An 11391-nucleotide genomic window follows, 5' to 3' on the forward strand; every position below is an offset into this window, starting at 1 on the left:
TAATAACTATTTCAACTTGCTTTCACAAGTTTCAGCTAAAAGATGTTCTAAAACGCAAATTCGTTTCGGTATTCAGTTTTCAAGGATCAAGGTAAAGATGAGAGCTTAAACTCTCAAAACTGACCAACGAGTGAGTAACAGGCCTAAACCTGAGTTTTGGAAGTAATACTTCCGATTTGAATGTTTCCGTTGCAGGAAACGATTCTCCATAGAAAGGAGGTGATCCAGCCGCACCTTCCGATACGGCTACCTTGTTACGACTTCACCCCAATCATCTACCCCACCTTCGGCGGCTGGCTCCCTTGCGGGTTACCCCACCGACTTCGGGTGTTGTAAACTCTCGTGGTGTGACGGGCGGTGTGTACAAGACCCGGGAACGTATTCACCGCGGCATGCTGATCCGCGATTACTAGCAATTCCGACTTCATGCAGGCGAGTTGCAGCCTGCAATCCGAACTGAGACCGGCTTTGCTGGGATTGGCTCCACCTCGCGGTTTCGCTTCCCGTTGTACCGGCCATTGTAGTACGTGTGTAGCCCAGGTCATAAGGGGCATGATGATTTGACGTCATCCCCACCTTCCTCCGGTTTGTCACCGGCAGTCACTCTAGAGTGCCCAGCTTAACCTGCTGGCAACTAAAGTCAAGGGTTGCGCTCGTTGCGGGACTTAACCCAACATCTCACGACACGAGCTGACGACAACCATGCACCACCTGTCTCCGATGCTCCGAAGAGGGGCACTATCTCTAATGCTTTCATCGGGATGTCAAGACCTGGTAAGGTTCTTCGCGTTGCTTCGAATTAAACCACATACTCCACTGCTTGTGCGGGTCCCCGTCAATTCCTTTGAGTTTCAGTCTTGCGACCGTACTCCCCAGGCGGAGTGCTTACTGTGTTAACTTCGGCACCAAGGGTATCGAAACCCCTAACACCTAGCACTCATCGTTTACGGCGTGGACTACCAGGGTATCTAATCCTGTTTGCTCCCCACGCTTTCGCGCCTCAGCGTCAGTTACAGCCCAGAAAGTCGCCTTCGCCACTGGTGTTCCTCCACATATCTACGCATTTCACCGCTACACGTGGAATTCCACTTTCCTCTTCTGTACTCAAGTCACCCAGTTTCCAGTGCGACCCCAGGTTGAGCCCAAGGTTTAAACACCAGACTTAAATGACCGCCTGCGCGCGCTTTACGCCCAATAATTCCGGACAACGCTTGCCCCCTACGTATTACCGCGGCTGCTGGCACGTAGTTAGCCGGGGCTTTCTTCTCAGGTACCGTCACTCCGGTAGCAGTTACTCTACCGGACGTTCTTCCCTGGCAACAGAGCTTTACGATCCGAAAACCTTCATCACTCACGCGGCATTGCTCCGTCAGGCTTTCGCCCATTGCGGAAGATTCCCTACTGCTGCCTCCCGTAGGAGTCTGGGCCGTGTCTCAGTCCCAGTGTGGCCGTTCACCCTCTCAGGTCGGCTACGCATCGTCGCCTTGGTGAGCCGTTACCCCACCAACTAGCTAATGCGCCGCAGGCCCATCCCCAAGTGGCAGATTGCTCCGCCTTTCATTCTCTCTTCAGGAGAGGAAAGAAATTATCCGGTATTAGCTACCGTTTCCGGTAGTTATCCCAGTCTTGAGGGCAGGTTGCCTACGTGTTACTCACCCGTCCGCCGCTAAGTAAGAATGGAAGCAAGCTTCCATTCTTACTCCGCTCGACTTGCATGTATTAGGCATGCCGCCAGCGTTCGTCCTGAGCCAGGATCAAACTCTCCAAATTGGTTTTAGAAAGAGCGATTGCTCATTTTGAAACATCTGACGAGAATTTACATTCTCTATTTTGGAAGTCACTTTCGTGATTTCCGATACTCACTCGTTGTTCAGTTTTCAAAGATCAAGCTCGTTGTCAGCGGCGCTTACCGCGTCACCAGCAACTCTTATAATATATCACGTTCATTCGAGTAATGCAAGCTTTATTTTAAAATCACTTATTTAAGTCATTTCTTATTAAGTTTGCCGCTCCAACAACGCTTATTTATAATACCCTATCTCTCTACCAAAAAGCAACCTTTTCCAAAATAAAAATAACCCGCTTAATTAATACGCGGGTTATCCTCAATGAAACTATGAATGCATCTGTGCTCTTAGTAGAACTTAGCTGCAGTATATTTACTTGCCACTTTAACCAGATCTGCTGTTTTGCTGTTCTTGGCAAGTCCAGCATCAACTGTAGTATCAATAGTTACCCATTTGCCATTAAGGAACACTTCATTCCAAGCGTGGTAAGACGTCACATAACTTGTGTTACCCATAACCAGTTTGGTAGGAATGCCTTCACTGCGAAGCATAGTAGCGAACAAGGAAGCGTAATCGTAGCAGATCCCCTTCTTGGTAGCCAGGGTACTGTCGTTGTTAGGGATGTAATCTGTAGTTACACTGGAAGCCAGGGAATAATCATATTTCACATTGGTTACGATATAATTATAGATAGCCTTCACTTTGTCTTCATCTGATGTCAAACCTTGTGTAAGCTGTGTTGCTTTCAGAACTGCTTTATCGGAAGAACTCCATTTAACATTCTGTACGGAGCTCAGATATACGGCGTTGGCGTTGCTCAGGCTAAGATCTACCGTCTCGGAAGAGATTACTTTGTATTTGTTGCCGGTAGTGTTCTCAAGTACGGAAACCTTGTATGAACCGTTACCTTGTTGAAGCGGGAATGTTTCAGTTGGTTTGGAAGTGTATAAGTTGTAGGTGTAGCTGTTATTATCTTTGGTGATCATCAGCTTAATCTTCTTATCCTTAGGAACATTATAAGAAACTCCGATAACACCCTGATCAAGTTGACCTATGTTCAACCAGCTTGCATCTGCATTAGCAGCTTGAGCTGTACCTGTCTGCACCGACGTAACCACTACGAATAGTGTAACCAACATTAAATAGAACTTCTTCATTGGATAAAACCCCTTTCGGTAGCTGGCTGCCATCCTTACGGGAAGGCCCTTTAGCTTTGCGTCCCTACCTTTCGATAGGTTTGCCGTTATCGTATAAGCTTTATCTGTCCTTGCTTCTACCATAAAATGCTAGATTCACAATAAGAACAAACAAAAAAAGCCTCTTCATTCGGTAGCTGGCTGCCATCCTTACGGGAAGGCCCTCTAGCTTTGCGTCCCTACCTTTCGATAGGTTTGCCGTTTATCGTGTATTAGCTTTGTATAGTTATATCTTACCATATCTATTTCTATTATCAAGACCTAAATCACTAGATTTCCGCGAAAACAAATAAAAATTTTAAGTATTTTAAGTTTTTCCGTCATTATTCTACAAACATCACGATAACTTTGCGTGAATGATAAGTCTATGCGTTGGATTCACCAGCGGATCACAAGTAATGAGTGTTAGAATCTTGTCATCCTTATTCCCTTTCAATACGGATACATCGGTTGGTTCCACAATAGTCACATCATAAACTACATAATTGTACGCCTGCTTGCCGGTTGTAACGGAAATAGTGTCCCCGACTCCGACTTCATTCAATCTGTTGAACAGCCTTCCCGTAGTTCTTGATCTATGCGCTGCAATTGCAGCATTGCCAGCAGAGCCAAGCGGAGCCGTCTCCTTCATATGCGCAGCAGCATGCTTCATATTCGCCTTGGTGGCGCCTTCGAGCACAGGCAGCTTCAGATCTATTTTGTCGATTTCGATGATTGCCATCACCTTGCCTCCGACTTCAATCTCAGGCGCAGCAGAGGGTTCTGGCTCTTCCGCAGCCGACTCATCCGCCAGCAGCTGGGTTACTTCCGCGTAAGGCTTACTTAGATCAGCACTGGCCGGAGCTGAGGCAGACGGAACGATTTCACTGTAGGCCTGTTCAGCCTCTTCCAGCAGCTTTTGCTGCTGACGGTCATTGTACCATTCGCTTCCTTTGGGATAGAGCATAATCAGTACCCCGGCAAGTATAATCAAATAGGATAATTTCCGCATGACAATCGCCTCCGTAATATAGAATAGATGTTACCCTCCCGGAAAAAATTAAGAAGCAATGCTTCTTAATTTTCAGAATACCCATTTCCGGCTTCCGAAGAAATTAATGATCACCGTAACAAATGTGACCAGCACTTTGGCGATCAGCACTTGAATACCAAGGGAATCGGTCAATATATGAATCAGCAGCACCGATATACCCAGCACCACCAGGTTCAGCACGATAAACCTGACCAGCTGCATACGGTCGAAGCCCTCTTTATTGCCTCTGTCCCGGTCGCGGAAGGTCACCTTTTTATTCCAGAAGAAGCTGTTGGCCGTACCGGCGCTATAGGAAATAATCTGCGCAGGGGTGTTGATCATCCCAAGGGAATGCAGCAGTGTGAATACAGCAAAGTCAATCAGTGTATTCAGCAGGCCTACCGCATTGAATTTCAGGAACTGGATGAACCCCGCACTCCATCTCTTATCTGGCATAATCGCTTTCCTTCCGCGTGTCTTCTATTTCCGCATCCGGATAGCCTTTGGTCTCACGTACAATATAGAGCGGTCTGTCCTTCGACTCATCATAGATCCGTCCGATATACTCACCAATTACCCCCAGCAGCATCAGCACAATCCCGTTGAAGAGCAGATTCACGCCGACTATAGATGCCCATCCGGGTACAGTCCAGGAGGTAAAGACCTTTTGGAACAATACCAGGAACAGATAGATGAAGCTGGAAAAGGACAGAAAGAATCCGATATAGGATGCGATTTTGAGCGGTTTGTGGGAAAAGGAGGTGATGCCGTCGAGCGCAAACCGGATCATTTTTTTGAGCGGATATTTCGTTTCCCCGGCAAAGCGCTCCTCCCGCACATATTCTACCATGGTCTGCCGGAAGCCTACCCAGCTCACCAGACCCCGTACGTACCGGTTCTTCTCCTTCAGACCGCGCAGCACATCACAGACTTTACGGTCGATCAGCCGGAAGTCACCGGTATCGGTAGGGATTTCAACACTGGTCATACTGCTGAGCAGACGGTAAAAGATCTTAGCGGTGACTTTCTTGAAGAAAGTCTCCCCGTGACGCTTCAACCGCTTGGCATACACGACTTCGTAGCCCTCTTTCCACTTCGCAATCATCTGCAGAATTACCTCAGGAGGATCCTGGAGGTCTGCGTCAATCACCACGACTGCCTGGCCTTCGGCATAATCCATACCAGCCGTAATCGCCACCTGGTGGCCGAAATTACGGGAGAAGTCGATCAGCTTGACATGCTCATCCCGGCTGCTGATCTCGCGCATGATCTCCGCCGTGCGGTCCCGGCTGCCGTCATTGACGAAAACCAGTTCATAGGAATCGCCGCAACCATCCATTACTTTTTTGAGCCGCTCATAGGTTACCTGAATGACTTCCTCCTCATTGAACATGGGGACAATTACACTGTATCTGGCTTTCACCTTAGTTCCTCCTATAAGTTTCTACGAGATCCCCCGCAATAAAACTGTCTTCTGAAACATGTGCCTTCTTAAATAGTGCCCCTAGAATACCCAGGAAGGGAACCAGCGCAGTACAGTATTGATATAACTGCTGTTAACCTGCATTCCGGATAACACCGGATAGAACATTACAAACAGGATGGCTGCAGCAGCCACATAGGCATACCGCAGGTATTTGGCGTCGCCGAATCTGCTGTCAAGCAGCTTCAGGACATAGACAACCGACAGAATCATAAATGGCACCATCGCAAAATAATGGTACAGGAACGTCTCACGCGGCACAAGCATCCACGGAACATACTGTGAGAAGAACCCGATCCAGATCATGTACAGATTCTTGTCCCTGCGTTTCACGGTAAGCCACACGGCTGCCAGCATAGCGAAGATTCCTGTCCACCAGATGAGGGGATTCCCCATGGTCACGATACTGCTGGCCTTGCCTTCCGGCAATCCTTCACCGCCGCTGAAGAACCATACCGGACGTTTCATGAACGGCCACTCCCACCAGGAGGAGGCGAACGGATGCGTTGCTACAAGCTGGCTGTGATAGTTGTACATATTTTTCTGGGCATCAATCAATCCCTTAATGGTGAAGCCTTCCGCCGAAGCAGAGAGCGCCGGGACAAAGGACAGACTATAGATGATAACCGGGATCGCAATGAAGAATATGATGCAGCTGGCCAAAGTGATGATGGTGTTCTTCCAGAAGGATTGGTCCGCTGTCCGGCAGGCAGCTTTGAGCTCCTGACCGGTCAGCTTGCCTTCAGCCAGCAGACGGCCTGCGGCCTTATACTCCCTATACCGCTCAAACAGCGCCAGCGCCAGCATCACCGCAAGTCCTGCTCCACCGTAGAGAACAATCCACTTGGAGGCCACTCCAATTCCGAAGAACAGTCCGGACCAGAAAAGCGGAACCAGCGTTGTGCGCAGCGGCATACGGTAGAAGTTCATCGTATAATACCGCTGCATGAAATAGAACATCAGCATAATGAAGAATACGCCGTATACATCAATCGTCGAAATGCGCGTCTGGGTGAAATGCATGAAGTCCAGGGCGAACAGTCCGGCTGCTAATGCAGCATAGGTAGTCTTCCGGAACAGCCGCATCGCCATGATATAGATCAGCGGCAGCATTGCAATGCCGAACAGGGTGCCGATGATACGCCAGCCAAACGGATTGACGCCAAACAGCTCCATGCCGGCACCGATCAGCAGCTTGCCAAGCGGCGGGTGCGTATTCTCATAAGGAACAATATCATGATAATGTTCATAAGCCGTCCGTGCATGATAGATTTCATCAAAATACGTACTGTTCATGAAATTCGAGTTTTCCGGGATCATCGACTGCTCATCGAACAGATTGGCCGGCGTCCCTCTTTTGGAGGCCGCAGCGGCATCCGGTGTAACACCGGCAATTGGCAGAGGCGTCTTCGGTGCCTCCTGGCCATAGAACGCCACTTCGTTCAGGGTGAAGCCCGGAGAGGTGACTGTCAGCTTGACGTATCTTGCCGATACGTTCAGCGGCTGGCTTTTCCATATGAAGACATTGCCGACATCCTCGCTCACATCAAGCGGGCTGCTCCAATTATCCGGAGTCTGGCTGAACTCCAGCTGAAACTTGCCTGTGCCGACACCGCCGAAGATATTTACCCGCTCCAGCTGGTGGGCCTGCCCCAGATCCACATAGAAGCTCTCGCCGCTGGCGGCAGGCTCCCACAGGGTCTCAGGCGACTTGGTATCCCCCAGATGATAAAGCGCAAGCGCTCCATAGAGTACTGTGATCGCGATCATCCAGATCCAGTCCCGGCGCTGCAGCTTCAGCGGGGAACGACGTTCTTGCTTGGCAAGGGGCTGAATCCCCTCTGCAAGCCGCATATCTGCTTCAAATGCAGCCTGCGTTGAAACAGGCTCTGGCAGGTGCTTTGTTGCTTTGCGGATATATACATCGTACCCAACATACAGCAGATATAATGCCAGAACTACGGTAGTAATCGCTGTAACCAGGACAATTCCGTCTGTCGGCGGATTGCTGCCGGTATTGAGATAGGCCAGCGTATAGCCTACATTAATATATTGAGTCAGCGAGAATCCGAGAAACAGTGTCAGGAAACGCCGGTCCTTGCTCTCAATGAAGGTGAATAGAGACAGGAGCAGAACAGGATACAGGTAGCGTTCATGCATTTTGGTGCCAAATACAAAGACAACGGTGATCAGCACCATGCCGAGGAAATACGATTTAGAAAGATCCTTGCGGTCCTTGGTATTAAACGAATAATAAGCTGCAAGAGCTACCGCCACAAGAATGAAAACAAAGCCCCATATTCGGTACGGTATGCCCAGCCAGGTAACATCAAGTGCCGACCACATCGGATCCGTCAAAGCATAAAGATTGAATGCATTAACCGTAGAATACGGATAAGAAGATAAAGTGCTCTTATATAAATCGATCACTCCGGCAAAACCGCCGTTATTCCAGAAGAACGGGGCTGCGAGCAGAGCAAATATCCCCAGTCCGTAGACAGCGCCCAGAGCAAGCTGCTTCCAAGCACGGTGATGATAGAAGGCAAAGAGCAGGACCGGTGTGAAAATCAGCGCCTGCGGTTTGATCAGTGTGGCAATGGCGAAAAAGATTGCTGCACGCACAAAGGTTCTATCCACTACTCCCATTATGCTGAGCAGCAGGAAGATAAGGAAGAAGGAGTCTGCTTGTCCCCACGCTGCAGAGTCCATCAGCACTGCCGGGTTAAACAGGAACAGCATCATCAGCCCGATCGCAAGTCCGGAGCCGATCTTGGCACGCGCGCCTTTGTAGATGATCCAGCCGAGCACGAGGTCGGAGATGATGGCCGGCAGCTTATATAGCACAGTCTCTGCGCCTGATCCGCCCGCAAAATTAAACAATCCGCGGAGCAGACTCAGCAGGTACAGTACATATAAGTAGCCTGGGGGGTAATCCGCGAAATAGCCTTCTTCATAGAACTTGCCCGGACCAAGGTCAGTCAGACGATGGCTCCAAGCCATGAATGTATTCATATCATTCTGATAGCCCTGCGCAGTCAGGCCAATCCAGATCCGCAGAATGAACGCTACCCCAAACAGGACATACAGCCAGCGTGTATAGATCACGTCCTGCTGGTTCAGCAGGCGTTTACTGCTGAAGGCTCTGTGATATAAAAGAGCAAAGAACACACTGAATACTGCCGATATCAGCAGCAGCTTGGCAGGTGACACCTTATGCGGTGTTTCTGCCGGCTGGCTCCCGCCGCCCGCATCCGCCCCGGCCGCCGGCGCCCCGCTGTCCAGCGATACAATGTTCGCGCCTTCCGGAGCTGCATCCAGCTGTTCTACGGACAGATCATCGAAATAGGCCTTGCCCTGAATCAGGTTGGCATATCCGCCCAGGGCAGCACCTATCCCGATCTCGGTCTGCTCTTTGCCGGTCTGGCCGATGAACTCGAGATACTGCCATTCGCCGGCTGTATCCTGGGTGGCGGGATAACCGCCGCCAATCCCGACCGGGAATATATTAGCACCCATTCCCCCGCCTGCTGTACTGACTATTTTGACATAACCCGAGATCTTATAGTAGCTGTCCGGCGAAACGGCAACCGTCTGTACCCACTTCAGGTGATTGGGTTCAAGGTTCTCAATGACTGCCGCTTTGCTGCCGGAGTGAACATCCTCGGACTGAACGGACAGCAGACCGGAGGCATCGCCCGAGATCCACATATCTTTGCTCCAGCTGGCAGGCGCACCGTCCTCCCCATCCTCAAAACCCGGATTCTGCAGTAAATTCCCCTCAGCATAAACGTTTGTTACAGGAAGAATAAATAATAAGAGCATCAGTATAACGGTTGCCGCCGCGCGTGTATTCTTGGTCATCGTTCTACCCTCACCTCGTCAATGTTAATCCAGCCGTTACCGCCGGTTATGTAAACTTCTGCCTGCATTCCCTGCTCCAGCGTGACCGCAGGAAGTGTAACCTGATGATAATCTTCCCCTGCCTGCAGTTCGGCTTCTGCCAGCACAGTGCCGGCTGCACGGATTCCGATCTTCCCGCCGCCGCTGCCGCCTGCACTAACCATGGCGGATAGCTTGTAGTCACCGGCTGCCGCAGCAAAAACCTGTGACACGCTTCTGTCAGCTCCCGCATCAAGATAAGCCAGCCTAGTTCCGGCGTAAGGCTTATTGTCAGCCACTCCCGTTCCCGCAGAGAATGTCCAGCCCGAAGTCCCTTCTTCAAACCCCCCGTTCCTAAATTCAGCAGCAGGAACCTCCGGAGCTGCCGGAAGCCCGTCCGCTTTGTCTTTAGTAAGCATTACGCTGTAGTTGGCGAAACGCTTAACTGTATATTCTGTACTTGCCGCAGGAAGCGGAGAGCTATTCCCAAAGATATATGCGGCATTTGCAGGCACCATGTTCAAATCATCAAATCTGTATCTCCCAAAGGAGGATACACGCTGGAAAGCTTCTCCCGGATTGGCATAAACGGCGGAATCCTGGAAGTCATGCGGATTGATCCGCTCATAGAACAGCACATAAATGTAGGGCATATTCACATTATTGGTAATATAGATTTCTCCCGGGCTGTGTTCGGAGGCATACTGCACCGCCTCGCCGAAAGAATCATAAAAAGCCGGTCCGATCCGGCCGGGGAACTCACGGAAATAATCATTAGAGAACAGGGCAAAAAATATTGTAAACACTGCAGCGGCCAATACGGCAGCCCCCTTGACTCTCCCCGCAAGCCACACAAATCCGGCGCTTACCAGCATGATGAACGGATAAAAAATAATATTGATCCGGTTGATGTTTACACTTGTAATAAACGCCATCAGCACGGCAATCAGGAACCAGAGCAGCAAGACTCCATACCCTGTGTTCTCCCGCCGTCTGGTCCACCACGAATGTATGAGGACAACCAGCCCCAGCAGTGCAAAGGGCAGCGCGATCGGGTACGCATAGCCATAAGGAGAAATTGAATTCCATGGCAAGCTGTCAGTCCCGTTAAGCATAAGCTTGCTGAATGCACTGAAGTTATCCGCAGCTGCCCTCCCCAGCTGTCCGCTGAACACAGAGGAGATTTCCTCCACACGCGGCATCGTAAGCCTGGGAATAGTGAACAATGGAGTGGCTATGTCCTGCATGGAGTAACGGTTAATAACAATAAATAATAGTATAGGCAGGGCCATTACTGCAAACAGCAGGCTGTTCCACACAAGAGTCCTGAGCTTAAGTATCTTGCTATACAATAGAAGAATTGCCGTACCAAGTGCAAATAACGGGACAAAAAAGTAAGCTGTTCCATAGGCATACAGCGAGAGGGCCAGCATGCCGGTAAACGCATAAAACCATCTCGGATTGTCGAAGGATCTTAGCAGAAGGTACACAGCTATCAGAATCATCGTGGGAAACAGATTCGATTCCAGCGCCCACCTGGACATCATAATATGCCAGGGATTGATTGCAATAAAGAATATGGCAGCGATTCCTGCTCCGGATGAGGCGGACAGCCGTTTCATAATCAGGTAGAAGACAATCATGGCCAGTAAGCCCATGACCAGACTAAGTGCCCGCACAGACAGCGGCGTCAGGCCGAACAGCAGAATAAACGGCATGGACAAGTAGGCATACAGCGCATTCTGTCCGCTGCCCCAGGCGATAAGATGAACGGGCAGATGTACACCATTGCGGTCCATCCCGTAGTGAAGAATGGCGTAGGCATCATAGCCGATAGATGCTTCGTCCTGGTTCAGTCCCGGAGGAATAGAATTTATGTATATGATACGAACGATTGCCCCCAGCAGAAACAATAGGTACGGCCAGGGATTGTTAATGCAGGATTTGTAAGCTCTCGTAAGTAAGCCGGACAACGTTTATCACCTCTTCAACAATATAATCTAAATACTGGATGAAGAAAAGGGTAAAGCAGAG

At 49.9% G+C, this 11391-nt stretch carries 6 protein-coding genes, 1 rRNA gene and 2 riboswitches; all 7 genes read right to left on the reverse strand.

Annotation, left to right across the window (positions count from 1 at the left end):
* Positions 1–212: 212 nt before the first annotated feature.
* A 16S ribosomal RNA gene (locus MHI42_RS17175) occupies positions 213–1770 on the reverse strand.
* A gap of 364 nt (positions 1771–2134) precedes the next feature.
* Complete coding sequence (locus tag MHI42_RS17180) at positions 2135–2944, reverse strand: transglutaminase-like domain-containing protein (RefSeq protein ID WP_342424569.1); 810 nt, start codon at positions 2942–2944, stop codon at positions 2135–2137.
* A gap of 14 nt (positions 2945–2958) precedes the next feature.
* Positions 2959–3039, reverse strand: a riboswitch (cyclic di-GMP riboswitch).
* Positions 3040–3112: 73 nt separating this feature from the next.
* A riboswitch (cyclic di-GMP riboswitch) is annotated at positions 3113–3193 on the reverse strand.
* A 127-nt stretch (positions 3194–3320) separates the two neighbouring features.
* Positions 3321–3974 carry a class D sortase gene (locus MHI42_RS17185; protein ID WP_042133377.1) on the reverse strand — a complete coding sequence of 218 codons (654 nt, stop codon included), beginning with the start codon at positions 3972–3974 and terminating at the stop codon, positions 3321–3323.
* 72 nt (positions 3975–4046) lie between these two features.
* A complete protein-coding gene (locus MHI42_RS17190) occupies positions 4047–4451 on the reverse strand; it encodes a GtrA family protein (protein WP_340990496.1) in 405 nt (134 codons plus the stop codon).
* On the reverse strand, positions 4441–5418 hold the full coding sequence (locus MHI42_RS17195; RefSeq protein ID WP_342424570.1) for a glycosyltransferase family 2 protein: 978 nt from the start codon (positions 5416–5418) through the stop codon (positions 4441–4443). The genes MHI42_RS17190 and MHI42_RS17195 overlap by 11 nt, the downstream gene beginning before the upstream one ends.
* A gap of 81 nt (positions 5419–5499) precedes the next feature.
* Complete coding sequence (locus tag MHI42_RS17200; protein WP_342424571.1) at positions 5500–9339, reverse strand: glycosyltransferase family 39 protein; 3840 nt, start codon at positions 9337–9339, stop codon at positions 5500–5502.
* On the reverse strand, positions 9336–11330 hold the full coding sequence (locus tag MHI42_RS17205; RefSeq protein ID WP_342424572.1) for a hypothetical protein: 1995 nt from the start codon (positions 11328–11330) through the stop codon (positions 9336–9338). The genes MHI42_RS17200 and MHI42_RS17205 overlap by 4 nt, the downstream gene beginning before the upstream one ends.
* Positions 11331–11391 lie beyond the last annotated feature (61 nt).

The organism is Paenibacillus sp. FSL E2-0178 (genome assembly GCF_038593005.1).
In the GTDB taxonomy this organism is placed as follows: domain Bacteria; phylum Bacillota; class Bacilli; order Paenibacillales; family Paenibacillaceae; genus Paenibacillus_AQ; species Paenibacillus_AQ phytohabitans.

Excerpts from the sequence above, each read along its gene's own strand:
- MHI42_RS17200 (WP_342424571.1), bottom strand. The coding sequence starts at position 9,339 with ATGACCAAGAATACACGCGCGGCGGCAACCGTTATACTGATGCTCTTA.
- MHI42_RS17180 (WP_342424569.1), bottom strand. The coding sequence starts at position 2,944 with ATGAAGAAGTTCTATTTAATGTTGGTTACACTATTCGTAGTGGTTACG.
- MHI42_RS17190 (WP_340990496.1), bottom strand. The coding sequence starts at position 4,451 with ATGCCAGATAAGAGATGGAGTGCGGGGTTCATCCAGTTCCTGAAATTC.
- MHI42_RS17185 (WP_042133377.1), bottom strand. The coding sequence starts at position 3,974 with ATGCGGAAATTATCCTATTTGATTATACTTGCCGGGGTACTGATTATG.